The following is a 22,070-nucleotide window of genomic DNA, read 5'->3' as shown; positions in this document are numbered from 1 at the left end:
GATACCCGGTGGAGGACGATGGACGCCACGTTACGCCGCCAATGAGGACTTGATTAGTCCTGATTTAGGGGAATAATCATCCCGTCAGCGGGCCAATTCGCCCATCGCCTACCGGAGTCTCTCGATGACCCACGATCTCAACGACACCCTGATCTTCGTCAAGGTGGTGGAGCAGGGCAGCTTCATTGCGGCTGCCAACGTGCTGCGCCTCCCCAAGACCACGGTCAGCCGCAAGGTGCAGGAACTGGAGACGCGCCTCGGCGCGCAACTGCTGCACCGGACCACGCGCAAGCTCGGCCTGACCGAAGCCGGCAACGTCTACTACGAACACTGCCAGCGCATCGCGCGCGAATTGAACGAAGCCGCCAGTGCGGTGGGCCAGCTGCACGCCGGTCCTCGCGGCTGGTTGCGGTTCACCGCGCCGTATTCGATCGGCATCGACAAGATCGCGCCGCTGCTCGGCGAGTTCCATGCGCAATACCCCGAGATCCGCGTGGAGATGCTGCTCGCCAACGACACCCTGGACCTGATCTCCGGCGAGATCGACGTAGCGCTTCGGATCGGCAGCCTGCCGGATTCCAACCTCGTCGCGCGCCGCCTCAGCACGCTGCGCACGCAGGTGTATGCCAGCCCGAAGTACCTGGCGCGTTACGGCGAGCCCCTGCACCCGGACGACCTGCAGCACCATCGCGTGCTGGCCATGCAGAAGCATCGTCGCGGCAACGGCTGGGCGATGACCCTGCACGGCGCCGAGGGCGAGCACGACTATCCGATCAATCCCATCCTGGTGGCCAACGATCCCGCGGCGCTGAAGGGCGCCTTGCTGTGCGGCGAAGGGCTGATGCTGGGCGCCGACGTGATGGTCAAGCCGTATCTCGAGCAGGGCCACCTGCAGCGCGTGCTGGCGGGATGGACGGGGCCGGAATACGAGTTCAATGCCGTGTTCCCGCGTGGCCACGTGCAGTCGCCGAAGGTGCGTGCGTTCGTCGACTTCCTGGTCGAGCGCATGAAGTTCGACGTCGACTACATGATGCAGCACTGCCCGGTATACCTGCAGCAGCAGGCCGAAGCGCGTGCGGCCGCCGAGACGGCACCCGAAGTGGAAGCCGCCGCGGCGGTCGGGCGCAAGGTATTGGCTGACGTGCTGAGTTGAGCCGTTGCCGTCGTCCCGCGCACGCGGGGACGACGGCAACGACAGTGGCTTGCCGCCCAGAGGGGAGGGAGGCGAAACGTGTGGCCTAACGATTCCCGAACGCAAGCCGGCGCAGGGCTGGCTAGGATGGGCCCGCATCGCCGGAGTTGGGTTGTCCGCCATGGATGGACGTCCGCACCGCGTCTCCACCTGACCAGGAATCCGCACGATGAAGACACCGATCGCCGCGCTTGCGGTGTTGTGGCTGGCGGCTTGCGCGCCGGCCACGCCTGATACCGCCGCTTCCGCTGCCGATACGGCGCCAGCCGCAGCTGCCGCAGACGCAGCGCCCACCGCTCCTGCCGCCGGCCCATCGGAAGGCGAGGCCGTCGATGATCCGCGTGCAGTCAACCAGGCCATCGACGAAGTGCTGGGCGATCACGCCCGCTACGAGACGGTGATCCGGCAATTGCAGCAGGCCGTGACGGCGAACGACACCGAGGCCGTCGCGGCGTTGGTGGCCTACCCGTTCGTCACCGTTCGCGACGGCGAGTCGTTGAAGGTTGCCGATGCCGCCGCCTTCGTGCGTGAGTACGACCGCATCATGACCCCGGCCATCGCCGACACGATCAAGCGGCAGAAGTATTCGCAGCTGATGGTCAACTACAAGGGCGTGATGTTCGGCAACGGCGAGGCCTGGGTGAACGGCATCTGCCAGGACGCCGCCTGCAAGGATGTTGACGTGCGCGTGGTGGCACTGCAGCCGACGTCGTGATGTATACGGGGTCACTGTGGGAGCGACGTGAGTCGCGAACGCCCGGCCTCGCACGTCATGAAGCGTTGGAAAGGCGGACACGCTGGAGGCCAGAGGCCTTCCTGCTCATCCAGGGGTGAGGCTTCCGTACGCGGATGGCGTGCGGTCGCGACTCACGTCGCTCCTACAGAGTCGCAAAAAGAAGGGCGGCCAATGGCCGCCCTTGTTCTGACGCATCGTGCGTACGCTTACTCCACCAGTACATCCACGCGGCGCGCCTCATCCGCGTCGCCGCTGCCGGTGGTCTGCGCGGGCTTGTCCAGCGAGATGCGTTCCGCCGCCACGCCGTTGACCACCAGCCACTGCTGGATGGCCTCGGCGCGCTGCTTCGCCAGCGCTTCGTTGGCGGCGGCATCGCCGCTGGCATCGTGGAAGCCGGAGACGCGGACCGTGCTGTCGGGATCCGCGCCCAGCGTCCCCAGCACGCCCGCCATCCGTGCGGTGGTGTCCGAGGGCACCACCGCGGAGCCGCTGTCGAACAGGATGCGGGCGCGGCGTCCGTCGACGACGTGATCGGCCGCAGCGGCAACGTGGGAGGCGGCCTCCGCCGGCGCGGCACTGCCCAGCCATCCATTGACCGGCAGCACCGGCACCAGCAGCAGCGCGACGATGTTGATGATCTTGATCAGCGGGTTGATCGCCGGGCCGGCCGTGTCCTTGTAGGGATCGCCGACGGTGTCGCCGGTGACCGCCGCCTTGTGCGCTTCGCTGCCCTTGCCGCCGTGGTGGCCGTCTTCGATGTACTTCTTGGCGTTGTCCCACGCGCCGCCGCCGGTGGTCATCGAGATGGCCACGAACAGTCCGGTGACGATGGTGCCGATCAGCAGGCCGCCGAGCGCCTGCGGGCCCAGCAGCAGGCCCACGATGATCGGCACCACGACGGGAAGCAGCGAAGGAACCACCATTTCCTTGATTGCCGACTTGGTCAGCATGTCGACGGCCTTGCTGTAGTCCGGCTTGGCGGTGCCGGCCATGATCCCGGGGATCTCGCGGAACTGGCGCCGCACTTCCTCCACCACGCTGCCTGCCGCGCGGCCCACGGCTTCCATCGCCATTGCGCCGAACAGGTAGGGAATCAGGCCGCCGATCAGCAGGCCGACGATCACCAGATGGTTGGACAGGTCGAAGGTGAACACCGTCCCCGGATGTGCGGTCTGCAGGTTGTGCGTGTAGTCGGCGAACAGCACCAGCGCCGCCAGCGCGGCGGATCCGATCGCATAGCCCTTGGTCACCGCCTTGGTGGTGTTGCCCACGGCGTCCAGCGGATCGGTGATGTTGCGGATCTCCGGCGGCAGTTCCGCCATTTCCGCGATGCCGCCGGCGTTGTCGGTGATCGGGCCGTACGCGTCCAGCGCGACGATCATGCCGGCCATCGACAGCATCGCGGTCGCCGCGATGGCGATGCCGTACAGGCCGCCCAGCGCGTAGGCGCCGAGGATCGCGATGCACACCGCCACCACCGGCCACGCGGTCGAGCGCATCGACACGCCGAGGCCCGCGATGATGTTGGTGCCGTGCCCCGTCGTGGATGCTGCGGCGACGTGTTTCACCGGCGCGTACTGGGTGCCGGTGTAGTACTCGGTGATCCACACGATCACCCCGGTCAGCACCAGGCCGACCAGCGCGCAGAAGTAGAGGTTCATCGCCCCGTAGGACGAATCCGCCATCAGCTGCGTGGTGATCGGATAGAACGCGATGGCGGCCAGCACGCCCGACACGATCACGCCCTTGTAGAGCGCGCCCATGATCGAGCCGCCCGCCTTCACTTTCACGAACATCGCGCCGATGATCGAGGCGATAATCGATACGCCGCCGAGCACCAGCGGGTAGAGCACCGCGTGTTCGCCCGCCTGCGCCATCATCAGGCTGCCGAGCAGCATCGTCGCGATGATGGTGACCGCATAGGTTTCGAACAGATCGGCCGCCATGCCGGCGCAGTCGCCGACGTTGTCGCCCACATTGTCGGCGATCACCGCCGGGTTGCGCGGGTCGTCTTCGGGAATGCCGGCTTCCACCTTGCCCACCAGGTCCGCGCCGACGTCGGCACCCTTGGTGAAGATGCCGCCGCCAAGGCGCGCGAAGATCGAGATCAGCGATGAGCCGAACGCCAGGCCGACCAGCGCGTGCAGCGCGTCGGCGGTGCCGTAGCCGAGATGCAGATGAAGCACGGCGTAGTAGCCGGCCACGCCCAGCAGGCCCAGGCCGACGACCAGCATGCCGGTGATGGCGCCGCCCTTGAAGGCCACGTCCATCGCCGCGCTCATGCCCTTGGTGGCGGCCTCTGCCGTGCGCACGTTGGCGCGGACCGAGACATTCATGCCGATGTAGCCGGCGGCGCCGGACAGCACCGCGCCGATCAGGAAGCCGATGGCGCTGGCCCACGACACGAAGAAGCCGATCAGTGCGAGCAGCACGATGCCGGCGATGCCGATGGTGGTGTACTGGCGGTTGAGGTAGGCGCTGGCGCCTTCCTGCACGGCCGCCGCGATTTCCTGCATGCGGGCGTTGCCCGCAGGCTGTTTCAGGATCCAGCGCGCTGCCACCACGCCGTAGATGATCGCCACGCCGGCGCAGATCAGCGCCAGCGTCAAACCGTGTTGTTCCAGCATGACCCCTCCCAAGGTTGATGGATGTCGTCCAGCAGAACGCTTGAACACGCAACCCAATCCCGGTGGAGCCTGTTGAACGATTGAGCGCACTCGACCGCTGCGATGGACTGCAGCACGAAACCCTTGTTCAGACATCCCTGGAGCTGGCCCGAGTATGACCGGATGCGCTGCGGGCCGCCAGCGGTGACGCGGCGGTTCAGCCGCTCCGTGCCAGCCTTGCGGCCCGCATCCCGTTTTCGTACCGGCTCCAAGGAGTTGCCATGCGCCAGACCGTCGCACTTCCGCTGCTCGCCGCTTGCCTGGCGATCGCAACGCCGGCCCGCGCCGCCGATCCCGCACCCGAGATCCAGCGCCCGGCGGGCACGCCGCAGGCCGTCGGCACCGTGCACACGCTGCGACAGATTCCCGAGGCCTGCGCGCGCCTGGAGGGCGCCTTCACGGGCGATGCCGCGCAGCCTTATCGCTTCGCGCCCGTGCGCACCAGTCCGCAGTGCCAGCCCCGCGCGCGCTTCGTCGATATCGAGAAGGCAAAGCCTTCCCTGGCCGCAGGCTGGAAACTCAACGACATCATCCGCGTCCCGGACGCGGCCTGCCCGTCGCGGCAGGCCGTCGTGCGCGTTTGGCGCAAGCCGGGCAGTGCGACGCCGCCGGCCGCCGATGGCCAGGGCCAGTCGCGCATCTACCTGCAGGAGGCGAAGCAGCAGGCCGCGGGAGCCGCGCAGGCGCCGTCGCTCACGCTGTTCGCGGCCCGTCTCGACATCGAAGGCAAAGGCTGCAAATGAAAACGGTGACGGCCTCTTGCGAGGCCGTCACCGCGGGACCGTTGCTTTCTCTTACTTCTTGGCGGGCTTCAGGTCTTTCGCCATGCCGTTGAAGGCGGCCTCGTCGGAGGGCGACAGGTTCGGGCGGCCCGCCATGAAGCCCATCGTGATCGAACCCAGCACGTAGTAGGTTTCGCCCGCCTCCACTTCCAGCGTCAGCACGTCCTTGGCCTCGGAGTGCACGGTGTACTGGTGGGTACCCGGTGCCACGGAAGCGATGAAGTAGGTACCACTGCTCAGCTTGCCCAACTCGGTCTCGCCTTCACGCACTTTGTACTTGACGGCCGCACCCGCGAATTTTTTCTCGCGGAAGAACACGACCTGGCCCATCCCATCCGCAGGAGCACCCACCAGGCCGCCCGTGGGCGCTGCGGGTGCTTCGGCGGCAGGAGCGGCAGTCTCTGCGGCAGCCGGGGCGTCCTGCGATTGGGCATGGACGGCGACGGCCGGCAGCAGCAAGAGGGTCAAGCACAGCAGGGCACGGTTGAGCGGATAACGCATGCGGGATCACTCCGGTTGATGGGATGGGATGGTGCTGGGGGGTAGGGTCGCGCGTTCCGGCGCCGCAGGGTCGGCTGTCGCCCCGGATGCATCGGACGTGGGTGCCGCCTGCAAGGGCTCGGCCAACTTGACCGTGCCGGTGGTCAGGGCAGGAATCTCGATTTCCTTGCCGTGGATGAAGTGTGCGAACGGGCCGATGCCGACCGCGACGCCCAACGCTACGCCGCTCGTGTCCTTGCCGGCACCGCCGAGCTTGAGGCCGCGCAGCCTCACCTCGCGGTCGCCCAGCTGCAGCCGCCGTGCAGCGAGGATCAGTTCCCCAGGCTTGCCCCCACCGCGCGATGGCTCCGCGTGGACGATCTCGCCGACGCCCTCCGTCCCTGCAGGCAGCACGACGATGCCCTCGATGCCGACGTCCTCCTGCACGCGCACCCGGAAGGCATCGCCGCGCTTGGCGCGGGCAGAGCTGATGGGGTCGAGGATTTCGAGCCGCACGGGAGTGCCCTCCGGCAGCTCGCAGCACGCGAGCGGCGTGGGCGTGATGAAGGAACTCGTTTCCGTCGTCGGCGCGTCTGTCGGGGACGGTACATCCTGTGCACCGCAGGCCAGGACCCACATGCCAGCCAGCAGGCCGATGCCCGCGCGTTTCCTTGCTGTCGCCATGCTCCCTCCCCTGGGCGGCTACGCTAACGCAGCGCGGGCGCGCCGCCAAGCGGGGCGTCGCAAGGGAATGGAGTCGGGTCCGGGCGCCGACGATGCCTGCGGATCAGGTGTCGGCCGGGGTGCCCTGGTGGTAGTGAAGCTGCCAGCCCAGCGGTGTTCGCCGCCAGACGGACATCCGCAACGCCGCGTGGCGGTGCGTGCCGTCCACGGCCACTTCCTGCGACGCGAAGTGCAGCAGCGCGACGTCGTCGGCAAGCCGTTCGACGCGGTGGTCGCATGCGACCACGGGCGGCAACGGAGCACGATCCGCCAGGAAGTCGATCACCCTCTGGCGGGTGTAGCGCGTGCCGGAGCGACCGACTTCGTGGAACTCCGGATGCAGCAGGCGCTCCAGCCGCTCGCGCGTGCAGGTCGCGCCGGGGTGGTGGAGCTCGGTTTCGAGGGCCGTCAGTGTGGCGAGCAGGTCATCCATGGCGCCATGCTAGCGCGGTGGACGTGCGCGCTCAGGACGTTGCGGGTGCCGGTGAAGCCGCATCGTCCTTCTGCGCCAGGTACTGCCCGAAGCGGTAGCCCGCACCTGCGATGGCGAGGCCGATGGCGACGGCCAGCAAGCCGATCAGCACTTTGCGGAACATGGCAGTCTCCCCTCGCTTGATGGTGGGCGCACGCTAGCACCGCCGAAGTCGCCGCGACGGTGCCTGAAGTCATTCCCCTGCGATGGCCGCGCCACGTTCGGCCAGCAGCCCGCGCAGCACCGACCGATGGCAGCGTGCCTCGTCTTCGCAATAGCAGCCCACCGAAAACGCACTGGCCTGCGACAGCGCAGCAAGCAGGTCCAACGTATGGGCGTTCTCCGGCGTGGCCATCTCCGCGCGGTACTTCTTCACGAAGGCGGCCCACGCCTGTGGCGTGGCGGCACCCTGTGCTTCCTTCACCAGCCCGGCGCTGGGCGCGAGATTGGGATACCACACGTCGTACCAGTCCTGCGACGCGAACGCCGCCTTCGGCACGCCACGCGGCGGCCGGCGCACCGTGCCGATGCGCAGGCCTTCGTCCTTCGCGCGCGGCGCGCCAAGGCGGACGATGCGGATCATGGCGCCCGGTGCGCGGCGTCCAGGGACGCATGACGCGCGAGGGCGGCGTCGTGGATCTCGAACAGATCGGCACGCGCTTCCCAGACGGCAGCGCATGCGACCATCGCCAGGAAGAGCCAGGCGCGGCGCGGCAATGCCTGCTTCATCGCGTGACTCCGAGCAGCGGGGTAGCCAGAGGGTTCATCCTTCCCATGCAGGCAGCTTCTTCTTCACCGCCACATTCTTCAGCGCGACGTACTTGGGCAGGCCATCGTTGCCGTAGGGCGGATAGGCTTCACCACGGATCAGCGGCTGCAGATAGGCGCGCGCCTTGTCGGTGATGCCGTAGCCGTCCTTGCGGATGAAGTTGGGCGGGAACTTCTTCTCGTGGTTCGCCACCTTCGACAACGGCGCGGCCTCGATCTTCCACCGGAACGGCGCATCGGACGTGCGCACGATCACCGGCATCACCGCGTTCTGTCCCTTCAGGGCGAACTGCACTGCGGCCTTGCCGACGGCCTGCGCCTGTTCCCAATCGGTCTTCGAGGCGATGTGGCGTGCCGAGCGCTGCAGGTAGTCCGGCAGGGTCCAGTGCACCTTCAGGCCTAGCTGGTCCTTCACGCGTCCGGCCAGGTACGACGCGACGCCACCCAGCTGGGTGTGGCCGAACGAGTCCTTGCCGCCGCCGGCATCGGCGACGAAGCGCCCATCAGCGTGCTGGATGCCTTCGCTGGCCACCACCACGCACCAACCAACGCGGTCGACGACCTTCTTCACCTGCGCGAGGAACTGCGTCTCGTCGTAAGCGCGCTCGGGGAAAAGGATGATGTGCGGCGCCTCGTCAGGCGACTGCCCGGCCAGGCCCGCGGCGGCGGCCAGCCAGCCGGCGTGGCGACCCATGGCCTCGTAGACGAACACCTTGGTGGAGGTTTCCGCCATTGCGGCCACGTCCAGCGCGGCTTCGCGCACGGAGACGGCGGTGTACTTCGCCGCCGAGCCGAAGCCGGGGCAGGTGTCGGTGACGGCGAGGTCGTTGTCCACCGTCTTCGGTACGCCGATGCAGGTCAGCGGGTAATCGAATGCCTGGGCCAGCTGCGAGACTTTCCAGGCGGTGTCAGCGGAGTCGTTGCCGCCGTTGTAGAGGAAGTAGCGCACGTCGTGCGCTTTCAGCACAGCGAGCAGGCGCTCGTACTTGGCGCGGTCGGCCTCCAGCGACTTCAGCTTGACCCGGCAGCTGCCGAAGGCGCCGCCGGGTGTATGGGCGAGGGCGCGGATGGCCGCGGCCGACTCCTTGCTGGTATCGATCAGCTCTTCGCGCAGCGCACCGAGGATGCCGTTGCGCGCGGCCAAGACCTTGATTTTGCGGGCCCGCGCTTCGGTGATGACCGCTGAGGCAGAGGCATTGATGACGGCGGTGACACCGCCGGACTGCGCATAAAGTAGGGTGCCAGACGCCATGTAGGGTTCGTTCCGGGGTGCGGGGATGCGGTAAGCTTCACACAGATGACGCGGTGCAGCGCGGCGCCCGGCGCCCGGCGCGGTCCACCGCCCGCAGGATTCCAGTTTCGGGAGTGACAGCATGCGATTGGTTCTACTGGGCCCACCCGGGTCGGGCAAGGGCACTCAGGCGGCGCGCCTGAAGGACTACCTGCAGGTGCCGCATATTTCCACCGGCGACCTGCTGCGCGCCGAAGTCGCCGCTGGTAGCCCGCTGGGTCTGCAGGCGAAGGAAGTGATGGCGCGCGGCGAACTGGTCAGCGACGACATCCTGCTCGGCATGCTGGAAGACCGCTTCTCCCGCGATGACACGAAAGCCGGCTTCATCCTCGACGGCTACCCGCGCAACCTGGTGCAGGCCGCCGCACTGGGCCAGCTGCTGGCCAAGCTGGGGCAGAAGTTCGACTTCGCCGTGCAGCTGGAGGTGCCTACCGAACTGCTGGTGGAGCGCATCGCCGGCCGCGCCAAGGCCGAAGGCCGCGCCGACGACAATCCGGAATCGGTGCGCAAGCGCCTGCAGGTCTACACCGACCAGACCGCGCCCGTCATCGACTTCTATCGCCAGCAGGGCGAGCTGACCGTCGTCGACGGCGTCGGCTCGCTGGACGAGGTGTTCACCCGCATCACCGAGGCGCTGGCGCCGGCCAAGGAAGTGGGCTGAGGTCCACCTCTCCGCACCGGCACGCGTCTGGAAAGGCCCCGCATCGTCGGGGCCTTTTCGATGGCGCGGCGGCACCTCCCGCCGCCCTCGTGCCGAACCCCGTCCGCTCGGCTAAAGTCTGCGGAGTTTCCACGGAATTCCTGTCTTGAAGATCCACATCCTCGGCATCGCCGGCACCTTCATGGGCGGCGTCGCCGCGTTGGCGCGCGAACTCGGCCATACGGTCGAAGGCAGCGACCAGGCCATCTATCCACCCATGTCGACGCAGCTCGAGACGCTCGGCATCGCACTGGCGCAGGGCTACCAGCCGCAGAACATCGCGCCGGACTGCGACGAGATCGTCATCGGCAACGCGCTGTCGCGCGGCAACCCTGCAGTGGAAGCCGTCCTCGATCAGGGACGTCGCTACATCTCCGGTGCGCAATGGCTGTCCGAACGCGTGCTGCCCGGCCGCGACACGCTTGCGGTCGCCGGCACGCACGGCAAGACCACCACCACGACCATCCTGACTTACCTGCTGGAAGCCGCCGGCCGCTCGCCGGGCTTCCTGATCGGCGGCGTGGCAGAGGATTTCGGCGCATCCGCGCGCATCGGGGGGGGGCGAGAGTTCGTCGTCGAGGCGGACGAGTACGACACCGCGTTCTTCGACAAGCGCAGCAAGTTCGTCCACTACCGGCCGCTGGTGGCCATCCTCAACAACCTGGAATACGACCACGCCGACATCTTCCCGGACGTGGCCGCGATCCAGCGCCAGTTCCACCATCTCGTGCGTACCGTGCCGCGCCGTGGCCGCCTGATCGTCAATGGCGAGGACGCACGCCTGGCCGAGGTGCTGGCGATGGGATGCTGGACGCCCGTCGAACGCTTCGGCTTCGACGCGACGCTGGAATGGAGTGCGCGCCTGATCCGCGACGACGGCAGCGCGTTCGCGGTGCGCCACCATGGCATCGAGATCGGCGAGGTGCACTGGCCGATGCTGGGTCGCCACAACGTGCTCAACGGCCTGGCCGCGCTCGCCGCCTGCAATGCCGTTGGCGTGGACGTGTCCACCGTGCTGCAGGCGCTGGCGGCTTTCCGCAGCGTGAAGCGCCGGCTCGAGGTGATCGGCCAGCACGACGGCATCACCCTCTACGACGACTTCGCCCATCACCCCACCGCGATCCATACGACGCTCGAAGGCCTGCGCGCGCGCGTCGGCGAGGCGCGCATCCTGGTGGCCATGGAGCCGCGCAGCAATTCGATGCGTTCCGGCGCGCATGCCGATGCGCTGGCGCCCTCGCTCGACATCGCCGATGCGGTGGTGTTCCTGCATCGTCCCGAACTGGCGTGGGATGCGGGCAAGGTGGTGGCCGCGATCCGGGGCGAGGCACGGACCGTGCCCGACGTCGATGCGCTGATCGCCGCGTTGAAGGCGCAGGCACGTCCCGGCGACCACGTGGTGTTCATGTCGAACGGTGGCTTCGACGGGGCGCCGCGCCGCTTCCTGGCGGCCCTGCAGGGCTGAGGCAGCGATCGTGGCGCACGAATCGTTGCCGCTGTTCCCGTTGCACAACGTGCTGCTGCCGGGTGCGGGGCTGGACCTGCGCATCTTCGAGCGACGCTATCTGGATCTGGTACGCGACTGCGGACGCTCCGGGAGCGGTTTCGGTGTGTGCCTGATCCTGGAGGGCAGCGAAGCGGGTGCGCCCGCCACGCCGGCCGCCTACGGCGTCGAGGCGCGTATCGAGGACTTCGACACCGGCAGCGACGGATTGCTGGCGCTGCGGGTACGCGGCCACCGGCGGTTCCATGTGGTGCGTACGCGCGTACGCGACAACGGGCTGGTGATGGCGGATGTCGACTGGCTCGCCGCCGACAGCGCCGACGCGCTGCGTCCCGAACATGCGCTGCTGGGCACCCTGCTGCAGACCATGATGGAAAAGGCCGGCAGCGACCTGGCAGGCCTGCCGCCGCGCATCTTCGAACAGGCGGCGTGGGTCGGATGGCGACTGGCGCAGGTGTTGCCGATCACCGCCGAACAGCGGGTATCGATCCTGCAGGAAGACGATGTGCATGCGCGCCTGCAGCGGCTGCTGGAGTGGATCGACTGACCCTGTCGCCGCAGGGTCGAGCGTGCTCGGCTCTGCGAGCCTTCTTCACGGCGGACTGCTGGCGGGGACCTCCGGAGCAAGCGGCGCTCTGCGTTTCCCCTGCAAGACTCAGCGAGGCGTGGCCTGCCCGTCGTCGGTGCGCAACCGCACTACCGGCAGTCCGGATTCCGGGTGCGGCGCGATCGCGTGGTCGAGTCCGGTGGTGGCCTGCGTCACCGCCTCCAGTGCCGTCTGGGCCTCGGACAGCGGACGCCACACGCGCACAAGGTTGAATGCGCGGTGCTGCCGCAGTACCTGCGCACTGCCGATCCAAAGCGGCACGTCGCCGGGCTGCAAGCGGGTGTCCGCCGGCCACAGGCGCAGCACGAACACCTCGCCCGGCTGCGCGCCCTGGCGCAGCATCAGCAGGCTCTCTGCACGCGTATCGAGTGTGGCGGGCAGGACGGGCTGCGCGTCGTCCGGCAGGTCGCTGTCCAGCAGGTTCAGCGCCTCTTCCCAACCTGCCTGCGGCTGCTCGCGCCAGCCGTCGGCCACCAGGCTCGCTTTCAGCGGTGCCAGCGGACCGGCGACCTGCACGTCCAGCGGCCAGCGCTGTTCGTCGTCGAATTCGTTGCGGCGCGCAGGCAGCGATTGCCATCCCTCGGCCCACCAGGCCTGCAAGGCGACGCTGCGTTCGATCACCGGCGCCTGGAACTGCGCCAGCATGTGCTCGACGTTGCGCGGCGCATGCCACAGCCCGGCCAGCACGAAGCTGCCGTAGAACAGCCACGCGATCGGCTTGATCCAGAACGAGCGGACCATGCGGCGCCGGTAGGCGATGCCCAGTACCAGCAGCCACACCAGGCCGAACAACATGCCGCCGATGATGTCGCTGATCCAGTGCGCACCCAGGTAGATGCGCGCGAACCCGATGAGCGCCACCACGATGCCCGAGACCAGATAGGGCCACACGCGCGTGCGGCCCGGCAGCTCGCGTGCGATCAGCACGGCGAAGAAGCCGAAGGTGATGGTCGACATCGTGACCGCGATGGACGGGAAACCGAACCCGCTGCTGACGCTCGGCGGCTTCGGAATATCCACCGACGCGCCCAGCCACGCCGTCAGTGCCAGGCCGAAGGCGATGGCCGCCAGCCAATGCGCGGCCGCCATCCAGCGCTTGCGCCAGCACAGGTAACCGAGCACCAGCAACGATGCCGGCGCCAGCACCTGCTCGTCGCCCAGGGACGCGATGGCCGCCAGCGGATAGTCCGCGAGCGGGTTGCGCAGGGCGCGCATCAGCTCGTACACCCACAGGTCGATCGCCAACGGTTCGCCGTGGCCGATCACGATCACCAGGAAGGCAAACCACACCCAGACGATCGCCAATAGCAGGATCGCGAGCAGCGCCAGCGGCACCGATTCGCGCCGTGTCGGCTCGAACACGGCCGCGGTATACCGCCCCAGCACCGGATGCGCGTGCGACCACGCCAGCGCGCGTGCCAACAATGCGTCGGCATGCGCGGCGAACCATCGATAGGTGTACAGCACCAGCGCCCATGCCAGCGCGATCACCAGCACCAGCAGCCCGAGCACCAGCGCCAGTCGGCCGGCCACGGCGGCCACGGCATCGTAGGCATGCCCCAGCACCCAGCCCGGCAGCAGGAATCCGACGGCCCACGCGACGCACGCCGCGCCACTGGCCACGAGGTAGCGGCGCATCGGCATGCGCGAGATGCCGGCGACGGCCGGCACGAACGGCCGGATCGGGCCGACGAAGCGCGCGATGAAGAGGCTCTTCCACGCATTGCGGCGGAACAGCAGTTCGCCCCGGTCCAGGAGCTGCGGATACCGGCGGAATGGCCACACGGTGCGCAGCTGCTGGCCCCAGCGATGGCCGACCCAATAGCTGGTCGCATCACCGATGAGCGCGCCCAGCGTGGCGCAGGCAACGGCATAAGGGCCGGAAATCTCGCCCAGGCCGATCAGCACGCCCACCGCGAACAGCAACGGCAGGGCCGGCACGATGGCGCCCAGGATGATGACCGCATCGCAGAACGCGATCGCGAAAATCACCAGCCCCGCGGCCACGGGATGCGCGCTGATCCAGGCCAGCAGGTTGTCGAACCAGGAGGCTTCCATCGGCGGATTATAGGCGGCGCTACATGACCCGCGTCTGCGACCTATGGACGTAGAATGACGGTGTGGACTTGCACTCGCCTTCCGAAATCGCCGCCCTCAAGGCCGACAGCTTCGGCCGCATCTCGTTGATGCAGGGAGCGGAGGGGCCCTTCGTGCGCCGCGACCTCGCGCACGTCCCGCTCTGGCTGCGCTTGCCGGCGTGGTGGCTGGCGCGACGCGAGGCGCTCGCGCTTCGGCGGGTCGCCGGCATGGCCGATGTCCCGCAACTGCTCGACTGGACCGGGGGGCGGCTGGATCGCAGCTACATGGACGGCGCGGCGATGTACCAGCGCCCGCCACGCGGCGACGTCGCCTATTTCCGGCGCGCACGCAGGCTGCTGCAACAACTGCATCGCCGCGGCATCGCGCACAACGACCTGGCCAAGGAAGCCAACTGGCTGGTGCTGGCCGATGGCCGTCCGGGCATCATCGATTTCCAGCTCGCCACGCGCGGACAGCCGCGCTCGCGCTGGATGCGCCTGCTGGCACGGCAGGACCTGCGCCACCTGCTCAAGCACAAGCGCATGTATTGCCCGGCCTCGATCACGCCGGTCGAGCGGCGCGTGCTCAAGCGCACCTCCTGGGTGCGCGACCTGTGGTTCCGTACCGGCAAGCCGGTCTATCGCTTCATCACGCGCCGGCTGCTGAAGTGGGAAGACAACGAAGGGCAGGGGCCGAAGCCGTGATGTCTGCCCTGTCCCGATCTGCAGGAGCGCCCCGCGGGCGCAATGCTCCCTCTCCGTGCGGAACGGACACCATCGCGTCCATGGGGCGCTCCCGCAGTGAGCATTGACCGCGCACGACACACGCCACAAGGACATGCCATGACACTCGCCGGCAAGACCCTCTTCATCACCGGTGCCTCGCGTGGCATCGGCCTGGCCATCGCGCTGCGCGCCGCGCGCGATGGCGCCAACGTGGCGATCGCAGCCAAATCCTCGGTACCTAACCCGAAGCTGCCTGGCACCATCCACACCGCCGCGCAGGCGGTCAATGAAGCGGGGGGGCGCGGACTGGCGCTGAAGTGCGACATCCGCGAAGAGGACGACGTGAAGGCGGCGATGGCGGCGACCGCCGATGCCTTCGGCGGCATCGACATCCTGGTCAACAATGCCAGCGCCATCTGGCTGGCCGGCGCGCTGGACACGCCGATGAAGCGCTTCGACCTGATGCAGCAAGTGAATGCGCGCGGCAGTTTCCTCTGCGCGCAGGCCTGCCTGCCGTATCTGACGCAGGCGGCGAATCCGCACATCCTGACGCTGGCGCCGCCGCCGTCGCTCGATCCGAAATGGTGGGCGCCGCATACCGGCTACACTCTGGCGAAGATGGGCATGAGTTTCGTGACGCTGGGGCTTGCCGGGGAATTCGGTCCCCGGGGGATCGCCGTCAATGCCCTGTGGCCACGCACCATCATCGCCACCGATGCGCTGAACATGATCCCCGGCGTCGAAATCCCGCGCTGCCGCACGCCACGGATCGTGGCCGATGCCGCGCATGCCGTGCTGGTGCGCGAGGCGCGGGGCTTCCATGGCCACTTCCTCATCGACGAGGACGTGCTGCGCGAGGCGGGTACGACCGATTTCTCCGGCTATGCCGTCGATGCGTCGTTGTCGCCGCTTCCCGATCTCTTCCTCGACTGATCCCGCGAGACGTCCCCATGAAATACCTGCACGCCATGATCCGTGTCCACGACCTGGAAGCCACCGGCCGCTTCCTCACCGACGGTCTGGGCCTGCGCGAAACCCGCCGCATGGACAGCCCGCAGGGCCGCTTCACGCTGGTGTATTTCGGCGCACCGGCCAATCCGGAGGCGGAAATCGAGCTGACCTACAACTGGCCGCCGGAAGACGGCACGCCGCCGGAGGACTACGGCAGCGCGCGCAACTTCGGGCATCTCGCCTTCGAGGTCGAGGACATCTATGCGCTCTGTGCGCACCTGCAGTCGCGCGGCGTCACCATCAACCGCCCGCCGCGCGACGGCCGCATGGCCTTCGTGCGCACGCCGGACCTGATCTCCATCGAACTGCTGCAGAAGGGAGTAGCGCTGCCGCCGCAGGAACCTTGGCTTTCGATGCCGAATACGGGAAGCTGGTAACCCGCCGAGCCCGGAGTCCGCAAGATGAATCTCGCCCTGGTGGTGATCGATGTGCAGCGTGGCCTGTTCGAGCCGCAGCCAGCCCCGGCCGAGGCCGACGCGGTGATCGGGCGCATCAATGCGTTGGCCGACAGGGCACGCGACGCCGCCGCGCCGGTGATCTTCGTGCAGCACGAGCGCGCGGGCGACCTGGAGGCCGGATCGCCGGGTTGGGACCTGCATCCGGCGCTGCGCGTGGTGGAAGGCGATCATCGCATCCGCAAGGCCACGCCGGATGCCTTCCTTCGCACGGGGCTCGACGAAGTGCTGTCGTTCTGCGGCGTGGAAGGCGTGGTGCTGTGCGGTTACGCCACCGAGTTCTGCGTGGACACCACGGCCCGCAGCGCCGCCGCGCACGGCTACCACGTCGTGCTGGCCGCCGACGCGCACACCACCCACGACAAGGCGCATGCCGACGCTGCGCAGATCCGCGCCCACCACAACGCCACGTTGCCGGCGATCCGCAGCTTTGGTGTCGGCATCCGCGCGCTGCAGGCGGACGAGATCGCGTTCACCGGCTGAACCCCGCATCACCCCATGGGCACCGGAAGTTGCGAGCCGCAATGGCGGCAGTGAAGAGCGTCGGGGTCGTGCCCCTCCAGTCCGCATTCCGTGCATCCGCGGCGATCCAGGTGGCCGCGCTCGTGCGAGGCTTCGCGCAGGCTGCTGGCGAGCTCCGCCGTGTAGATGCCGGTGGGCACCGCGATGATGCTGTAGCCGATCAGGATCAGCACCGAGGTGATCGCCCTGCCTGCCGTGGTTTGCGGTGCGATGTCGCCGAAGCCGACGGTGGCCATGGTCACGATGGCCCAGTACATGCTGGTGGGAATGCTGGTGAAGCCATTGTCCGGGCCTTCCACCACGTACATCAGCGCGCCGAAGATGACGACCAGCGTCAGCACCGCGCAGACGAAGACGAAGATCTTGCGGCGGCTTCGCCATAGCGCGCCCACCAGTTGCCCGCTCTCTTCGATGTACTGGGTCAGTTTCAGGATGCGGAACAGGCGCAGGATGCGCAGGATGCGTACCACCAGCAGGCTTTGCGCGCCCGGCACCAGCACCGACAGGTACGTCGGCAGGATGGACAGCAGGTCGATGATGCCCCAGATGCTGACGGCGTAGCGCAGGGGTCGACGCACGGTCGCCAGCCTCAACGCGTATTCGGCCGTGAACAGCAGGGTGAACGCCCATTCCAGGGCGTAGAGGACTCCCGCGTGGCGCGCGTGGAACGATTGCACGCTGTCGAGCATGATGACGATGACACTGGCGAGGATCGCCAGCACCAGCGCCAGGTCGAAGTTGCGCGACGGCGGCGTGTCGTGCCGGTAGATGATGTCGAACCAGCGACGTCGCCAGCCGTCCTCCGTGGCGGGATTGAGCTGGGGATCGGAGAAAAAGCGTGGCTGGAACTTCATGGGAGGCCATGATGCACCAACGCAAGCCGTTGGCGCCCCTGCCGACCTGTCGCACGGGTCTGCATGGGTGACAATATGTGCCTCCGTCCCGCATGCCGCCTGCCCATGAGCGCCACGACCCCCGACCTGCTGTCGAACGGACAGCGCTATTACTTGCCCGTCTATCGTCCGCGCGACGTCATCCTGGCGCGCGGCCAGGGCGCACGCGTATGGGACAGCGAAGGACGCGAGTACCTGGACCTGTCCGCGGGCATCGCGGTCTGCGGCCTGGGCCACAACGACCCCGATCTGGTCGCGGCGCTGACCGAGCAGGCCGGCAAGCTGTGGCATACCAGCAATGTGTTCTACAGCGAACCGCCGCTGCGGTTGGCCGAAGAACTGGTCACCGCCTCGCGCTTCGCCGAACGCGTGTTCCTGTGCAACTCCGGCGCGGAAGCGAACGAGGCCGCGATCAAGCTGGTGCGCAAGTGGGCGGCTTCGAAAGGACGTGCACCCGACCAGCGCGTCATCGTGACCTTCCGCGGCAGCTTCCACGGCCGCACGCTCGCCGCGGTCACCGCGACGGCGCAGCCGAAGTACCAGGAAGGCTACGAACCGCTGCCGGGGGGTTTCCGCTATGTGGACTTCAACGACCTGACCCAGCTCGAGATCGCGATGTCGTGCGGCGATGTGGCGGCCGTGATGCTGGAGCCGGTGCAGGGCGAGGGCGGAGTGATGCCGGCTGCCTCCGGCTTCCTCCGCGGCGTGCGCGAACTGTGCGACCACCACGGCGCGCTGCTGGTGCTGGACGAGATCCAGGCCGGCATGGGCCGCACCGGCACGCTGTTCGCCCACTGGCAGGATGGCGTGGTGCCGGACATCGTCACCCTGGCCAAGGCGCTGGGCGGCGGCTTCCCGGTCGGCGCGATGCTGGCCGGACCGCAAGTGGCCGAGGTGATGCAGTTCGGTGCGCATGGCACCACCTTCGGCGGCAACCCGCTGGCAGCCGCCGTCGCGCGCGTCGCGCTGCGCAAGCTGGCATCGCCGCAGATCGCCAACAACGTGGCGCGCCAGTCCGCCGTCCTGCGCAAAGGCCTGGACACGATCAACGCAGAACTCGGGCTGTTCGCCCAGGTGCGCGGTCGCGGCCTGATGCTGGGGGCGGTGCTCAACGCTAAGTACGCAGGCCGTGCAGGCGAGGTACTGGACCTCGCTGCCGCGCAGGGCCTGCTGATGCTGCAGGCCGGTCCGGACGTGCTGCGTTTCGTGCCGGCGCTGAACATCACCGACGAGGAAGTCGGAGAAGGCCTTAAGCGCCTGAACGCCGCGCTCAGGGCGTTCGCGATGCCGGGCTGAGCTATCCGGAAGCGTCCTGGCGGAGACGAAGGCGGGCGGAGCTGCCGTCCGCACTGCTTTCGAAGCGCAGGTCGATGGCGTGCCGTTCGCACAGCCGTCGCACGATCGACAGACCGAGCCCGAAGCCTGTGCTGTCCTCGCCTTTCACGAATGGCGCGAAATCGCCCTCGCGGACCGCGTGCCCGGGATTGCTGACGCAGAGGGTGTCTTCGTCGGCCATGATGACGACGTCGCCTTCGCGGGTGTGCGCGAACGCGTTCCCGATCAGGTTGGACAACAGCACCTGCAGCACGGGCGCCGTCAACGTACTGGTGAGGTCCGCGGGCACCTCGACCGCCACCTGTACGTGCTTGCCTTCCAGCAAGGGCGACTGCTCTACCACGACGCGCTCCAGCACCGGGATTACACGCGTCACCGGTGTCGATGCCGTTGGAGGCGCGGGCTGTTCGCGCGCCAGCGCCAGCAGCAGGGCGACGGTCTGCTCCAGGTGCGAAGCGGATTGCCCGATATGTTCGACGCTGGCGCGCGCGTCGGCACTCAACGCCGTGTCTGCGGAAAGGCGTTCGCTGGCGGCACGGATGACGGTCAACGGCGTGCGCAGTTCATGGCTCGCGTCGCGGGTGAATTCGCGCTCCCGATCGATAAAAGCGCGGACGCGGCCGATCAGATCATCAAGGCGGCGTGCGAGCAGCCCGACCTCGTCATCGGGAAAGCCTGCAGCGAAGTGCGGCGGCAGTCGTTCCGGCGTCGCTTCGCCGACGGCGTCCGCCAATCGCGAGAGCGGTGCCGTCGTCCGTCGCGCCAGCCAGCCGCCGAGGAGCAGCGCGAGCACCACGGCGATGGCGCCGGTCCATGCCAGCAACTGCAGCATTTCCCCACGCACCGGCCGCACCGCGAGCAGGCCGCTGACTTCGGCGACCAGCCAGGCGCGCGTGGCCGGTGCGGGTGGATCCAGCGCAAGCAGGTGGTAGTGGCGCCCGTCCGCGCCGGCGAACTCCCTTCGTGCGGGCTCCTCGCGCAGCACGCGGCCGATCCCGTCGGGCAGATCATCGCGCCGCTCGACCACGCTCATGAAGCCGTTCCGCGGCGGAGACCAGCGTCCGTGCGCGGCGTAGTGATCCTGTTGCGTCGCGGCCTCGCGCTCGAGCAGCGTGTCGAACAGCTGGTCCTCGACCGTGTAGACGAAGAGCAGCGTGTAAAGACCGAACAGCGCGGCCAGCACCAGCGTGAATGCCGCGAACACCAGCATCATGCGGTTGCGCAGCCGCCGGCGCGGCACGATCGATGCGCTCATGCGTCGGCTTCCAGCCGGAAGCCCACGCCATGCACGGTTTTCAGCATCGGCGTGGCAAACGGCTTGTCCAGCGCCTGGCGGAGCAGGTAGAGATGCGTGCGCAGCGGATCCGACTCCGGCGGCGCATCGCCCCACAGGCGCTGGATCAATTCGCTGCGCGTCAGAGTGCGTGGCCACGCCTCGGCCAGGGCGAGCAGGATCTGGTACGCGGTCTGGTGCAGGTCGAGCGGAAGCTCGTGTCGCGTCGCCAGCGCGTGCCGGCGATCGATGCGCAGCGTGCCGATCCGCACGACATGGGTCTCGCCACTGCGGTGTCGCTGCGTGAGCGCCAGGCAGCGCGCGATCAGTTCCGCGCCCGCGAACGGCTTGACCAGATAGTCGTCGGCGCCAGCGCGGAAGCCTTGCAGCTTGTCCTCCAGCGCGTCGCGCGCGGTCAGCATCAGTACCGGGACGTGGCGATCGGCCTGCGCCCGCAGGCGCTCGCACAAGCGCAGGCCATCGAGTGCGGGCAAGCCCACGTCGAGCACCAGCACGTCGGGCGGCGCGTCGAGCGCCATCTGCAATCCGCTGAGGCCATCCGAAGCGAACTCGACGGTCATGCCAGCATCGGTGAAAAGGTGTTGCAACTGCACCCGCAGCAGCGCGTTGTCTTCAATCACCAGGATGCGGGCCGCAGGTGCCGTCATCATTCAACCATCGATGCGTTGCAGGAGCGCCTTAGCTTCGGCCATGTCCGGCTTTCCCGCCAGCACCTGCTGCACCAGCGATTTCGCCTGTTCCCGTTCGCCCAGGCGGAGATGCGCCTCGGCGGCACCGAGCTTCAGCTGCGGCTGCGCCATATAGGGCATCGCCAACTGCATCAGGGTCAGTGCATGCCGCAGGTCGTCGTCGCCACCCGCCGCCTGCGCCTGGTAGTAGCCCAGCATGCCCAGCAGGTCCACGTGGTAGCGCTCGCGATCCTGCGCCAGCGCATCCGCTGCGCCACGTACATCGCCGCTGCGGGCCCGGCCGGCGAGCGCCATCGTCAGTTCGTCGCGCCACGGTGAACGCGCCACGGGCGTGCGGCCGGTCGCGCGCACGATGGCGTCGGCGACGCCGGGCGTGGAGTAAGGGTTCTGCCCGGTGACCAGGCGCCCGTCCACGACGACCTTCGCCATCATCAGTGGTGCTTCCTGCCACCGCGCCCCGCGTCCGCGCAACGCGTCCTCGAGCTGCCACGGGAACTCCTTCGCCCAGCGCTTGCCGAACACCGCTTCCTCTTCATTCGTGAAGCCCGTCATCGCCTTGCCTGCAACCAACATCGTTCCATCGCCGAGCTTCACGTCCACCAGCGCGGCCGGCCCATGGCAGACCGCGCCGATCACGGCGCCCTGCATGTAGGCTTCGGCCAGCAGCGACGCCAGCGCGTTGTCGCGCGGCAGATCGAACATCGCGCCCTTGCCGCCGACGACGTAGATCGCCGCGTAGTCCGCCGCTTTCACGTCGCGCGTCGAACGCGTCGCCCCCAGCGTACGCATGGCCTCTGCATCACCGAGCAACGCCGCGTTGAAGGGTTCCTGCGCGTTGTACTTGTCGGCTTCCACGGCACCGCCCTGCGGACTGGCGACGTCCACCTTCAGTCCATTGGCCCTGAAGATCAGCCAGGCTTGCGACAGTTCGTCGAACTCGTAGCCGGGACGGGTCTTGCCCTGGTCGCGTCCCTCACCGCTGACGACGATCAGCACCTTGTCCGGCACGGCGGCGTGCGCTGGCAGTACCACGACGAAGCAAATCAGTGCGCCCAGCCGGCGCAGGGCGTTGGGAATCAGGGACATGGGACGGATCTCCGAGGGAAGGCCGCCAGTGTCCCGCGCCCGGATCAACCAAGCTTCAAA

The 22,070-nt window shown here is 68.1% G+C and carries 24 protein-coding genes and 1 pseudogene; 11 read left to right on the top strand and 14 right to left on the bottom strand.

Going from position 1 to position 22,070, the window contains the following annotated elements:
• Window positions 1-124: 124 nt before the first annotated feature.
• Both ACSQ19_RS04620 and ACSQ19_RS04615 read left to right on the top strand, forming a co-directional pair.
• Complete coding sequence (locus ACSQ19_RS04620) at window positions 125-1,153, top strand: LysR family transcriptional regulator (protein ID WP_296282883.1); 1,029 nt, start codon at window positions 125-127, stop codon at window positions 1,151-1,153.
• A gap of 208 nt (window positions 1,154-1,361) precedes the next feature.
• On the top strand, window positions 1,362-1,907 hold the full coding sequence (locus ACSQ19_RS04615) for a hypothetical protein (RefSeq protein WP_296282884.1): 546 nt from the start codon (window positions 1,362-1,364) through the stop codon (window positions 1,905-1,907).
• Window positions 1,908-2,134: 227 nt separating this feature from the next.
• Here ACSQ19_RS04615 and ACSQ19_RS04610 read toward each other — a convergent pair whose 3' ends face one another.
• Both ACSQ19_RS04610 and ACSQ19_RS04605 read right to left on the bottom strand, forming a co-directional pair.
• The gene (locus ACSQ19_RS04610) at window positions 2,135-2,533 is read right to left on the bottom strand and encodes an OmpA family protein (protein ID WP_436001100.1); all 399 of its coding nucleotides are present in this window, start codon (window positions 2,531-2,533) and stop codon (window positions 2,135-2,137) included.
• Window positions 2,528-4,555: pseudogene (locus ACSQ19_RS04605) on the bottom strand (sodium-translocating pyrophosphatase); the annotation flags it as partial. The pseudogene ACSQ19_RS04605 and the gene ACSQ19_RS04610, both read right to left, overlap by 6 nt.
• Before the next feature lie 260 nt (window positions 4,556-4,815).
• Here ACSQ19_RS04605 and ACSQ19_RS04600 point away from each other — a divergent pair.
• Complete coding sequence (locus ACSQ19_RS04600) at window positions 4,816-5,337, top strand: hypothetical protein (RefSeq protein ID WP_296282885.1); 522 nt, start codon at window positions 4,816-4,818, stop codon at window positions 5,335-5,337.
• Window positions 5,338-5,388: 51 nt separating this feature from the next.
• Here the strand turns inward: ACSQ19_RS04600 and ACSQ19_RS04595 are convergent, their stop codons facing one another.
• The 7 genes from ACSQ19_RS04595 to ACSQ19_RS04565 form a co-directional block, all read right to left on the bottom strand.
• Window positions 5,389-5,877: a DUF2846 domain-containing protein gene (locus ACSQ19_RS04595; protein ID WP_296282886.1), complete on the bottom strand. Its 489-nt coding sequence runs from the start codon at window positions 5,875-5,877 to the stop codon at window positions 5,389-5,391.
• 6 nt (window positions 5,878-5,883) lie between these two features.
• Entirely contained in the window at window positions 5,884-6,495 is a 612-nt protein-coding gene (locus tag ACSQ19_RS04590) for a hypothetical protein (protein ID WP_436000339.1), read from the bottom strand.
• Between the two features lie 148 nt (window positions 6,496-6,643).
• Window positions 6,644-7,012, bottom strand: a complete 369-nt coding sequence (locus ACSQ19_RS04585; protein ID WP_436000337.1) for a DUF4440 domain-containing protein — start codon at window positions 7,010-7,012, stop codon at window positions 6,644-6,646.
• 31 nt (window positions 7,013-7,043) lie between these two features.
• Window positions 7,044-7,175, bottom strand: coding sequence for a hypothetical protein (locus tag ACSQ19_RS04580; protein ID WP_296282889.1), 132 nt, complete (start codon window positions 7,173-7,175; stop codon window positions 7,044-7,046).
• Between the two features lie 69 nt (window positions 7,176-7,244).
• Window positions 7,245-7,634, bottom strand: a complete 390-nt coding sequence (locus tag ACSQ19_RS04575; protein WP_296282890.1) for a DUF488 domain-containing protein — start codon at window positions 7,632-7,634, stop codon at window positions 7,245-7,247.
• A complete protein-coding gene (locus tag ACSQ19_RS04570) occupies window positions 7,631-7,780 on the bottom strand; it encodes a hypothetical protein (RefSeq protein WP_436000334.1) in 150 nt (49 codons plus the stop codon). Before ACSQ19_RS04570 ends, ACSQ19_RS04575 begins: the two co-directional genes overlap by 4 nt.
• 34 nt (window positions 7,781-7,814) lie before the next feature.
• Window positions 7,815-9,071, bottom strand: a complete 1,257-nt coding sequence (locus ACSQ19_RS04565) for a 6-phosphofructokinase (RefSeq protein ID WP_436000332.1) — start codon at window positions 9,069-9,071, stop codon at window positions 7,815-7,817.
• A gap of 121 nt (window positions 9,072-9,192) precedes the next feature.
• Here ACSQ19_RS04565 and ACSQ19_RS04560 point away from each other — a divergent pair, with 121 nt between their 5' ends.
• The 3 genes from ACSQ19_RS04560 (at window position 9,193) to ACSQ19_RS04550 (ending at window position 11,861) form a co-directional block, all read left to right on the top strand.
• Complete coding sequence (locus ACSQ19_RS04560; protein ID WP_192310496.1) at window positions 9,193-9,771, top strand: adenylate kinase; 579 nt, start codon at window positions 9,193-9,195, stop codon at window positions 9,769-9,771.
• Window positions 9,772-9,916: 145 nt separating this feature from the next.
• Window positions 9,917-11,275 carry a UDP-N-acetylmuramate:L-alanyl-gamma-D-glutamyl-meso-diaminopimelate ligase gene (mpl, locus tag ACSQ19_RS04555; protein WP_436000330.1) on the top strand — a complete coding sequence of 453 codons (1,359 nt, stop codon included), beginning with the start codon at window positions 9,917-9,919 and terminating at the stop codon, window positions 11,273-11,275.
• A gap of 7 nt (window positions 11,276-11,282) precedes the next feature.
• Window positions 11,283-11,861, top strand: a complete 579-nt coding sequence (locus ACSQ19_RS04550) for an LON peptidase substrate-binding domain-containing protein (protein WP_296282906.1) — start codon at window positions 11,283-11,285, stop codon at window positions 11,859-11,861.
• A 108-nt stretch (window positions 11,862-11,969) separates the two neighbouring features.
• Here the strand turns inward: ACSQ19_RS04550 and ACSQ19_RS04545 are convergent, their stop codons facing one another.
• Entirely contained in the window at window positions 11,970-13,979 is a 2,010-nt protein-coding gene (locus tag ACSQ19_RS04545; protein ID WP_296282893.1) for a bifunctional DedA family/phosphatase PAP2 family protein, read from the bottom strand.
• A gap of 128 nt (window positions 13,980-14,107) precedes the next feature.
• On the opposite strand from ACSQ19_RS04545, the gene ACSQ19_RS04540 reads away from it, so the two are divergent.
• The 4 genes from ACSQ19_RS04540 (at window position 14,108) to ACSQ19_RS04525 (ending at window position 16,674) form a co-directional block, all read left to right on the top strand.
• The gene (locus ACSQ19_RS04540) at window positions 14,108-14,704 is read left to right on the top strand and encodes a phosphotransferase (RefSeq protein ID WP_296282907.1); all 597 of its coding nucleotides are present in this window, start codon (window positions 14,108-14,110) and stop codon (window positions 14,702-14,704) included.
• A 138-nt stretch (window positions 14,705-14,842) separates the two neighbouring features.
• Window positions 14,843-15,658, top strand: coding sequence for an SDR family oxidoreductase (locus ACSQ19_RS04535; RefSeq protein ID WP_436000327.1), 816 nt, complete (start codon window positions 14,843-14,845; stop codon window positions 15,656-15,658).
• 17 nt (window positions 15,659-15,675) lie between these two features.
• Window positions 15,676-16,113 (top strand): VOC family protein, encoded by a 438-nt coding sequence (locus ACSQ19_RS04530; RefSeq protein ID WP_436000325.1) that lies wholly within the window; start codon window positions 15,676-15,678, stop codon window positions 16,111-16,113.
• Between the two features lie 24 nt (window positions 16,114-16,137).
• Window positions 16,138-16,674, top strand: coding sequence for an isochorismatase family protein (locus tag ACSQ19_RS04525; protein ID WP_296282896.1), 537 nt, complete (start codon window positions 16,138-16,140; stop codon window positions 16,672-16,674).
• Window positions 16,675-16,682: 8 nt separating this feature from the next.
• Here ACSQ19_RS04525 and ACSQ19_RS04520 read toward each other — a convergent pair whose 3' ends face one another.
• The gene (locus ACSQ19_RS04520; protein ID WP_436000322.1) at window positions 16,683-17,567 is read right to left on the bottom strand and encodes an ion transporter; all 885 of its coding nucleotides are present in this window, start codon (window positions 17,565-17,567) and stop codon (window positions 16,683-16,685) included.
• 105 nt (window positions 17,568-17,672) lie between these two features.
• Between ACSQ19_RS04520 and ACSQ19_RS04515 the strand changes: the two genes are divergently transcribed.
• Complete coding sequence (locus ACSQ19_RS04515; protein WP_436000320.1) at window positions 17,673-18,902, top strand: acetylornithine transaminase; 1,230 nt, start codon at window positions 17,673-17,675, stop codon at window positions 18,900-18,902.
• Window position 18,903: 1 nt separating this feature from the next.
• On the opposite strand, the gene ACSQ19_RS04510 is transcribed toward ACSQ19_RS04515, so the two are convergent.
• From ACSQ19_RS04510 to ACSQ19_RS04500, 3 genes are read right to left on the bottom strand one after another with little or no spacing between them, the layout of a single operon-like run.
• Window positions 18,904-20,196, bottom strand: a complete 1,293-nt coding sequence (locus ACSQ19_RS04510) for a sensor histidine kinase (RefSeq protein WP_436000318.1) — start codon at window positions 20,194-20,196, stop codon at window positions 18,904-18,906.
• Complete coding sequence (locus tag ACSQ19_RS04505; protein WP_436000316.1) at window positions 20,193-20,882, bottom strand: response regulator transcription factor; 690 nt, start codon at window positions 20,880-20,882, stop codon at window positions 20,193-20,195. Before ACSQ19_RS04505 ends, ACSQ19_RS04510 begins: the two co-directional genes overlap by 4 nt.
• 3 nt (window positions 20,883-20,885) lie before the next feature.
• Entirely contained in the window at window positions 20,886-22,010 is a 1,125-nt protein-coding gene (locus ACSQ19_RS04500; RefSeq protein ID WP_436000314.1) for a type 1 glutamine amidotransferase domain-containing protein, read from the bottom strand.
• Between the last annotated feature and the right edge of the window lie 60 nt (window positions 22,011-22,070).

The organism is Pseudoxanthomonas sp. LjRoot127 (assembly GCF_964253495.1).
GTDB lineage: Bacteria > Pseudomonadota > Gammaproteobacteria > Xanthomonadales > Xanthomonadaceae > Pseudoxanthomonas_A.
This window is presented reverse-complemented; position numbering and strand designations above follow the sequence as displayed.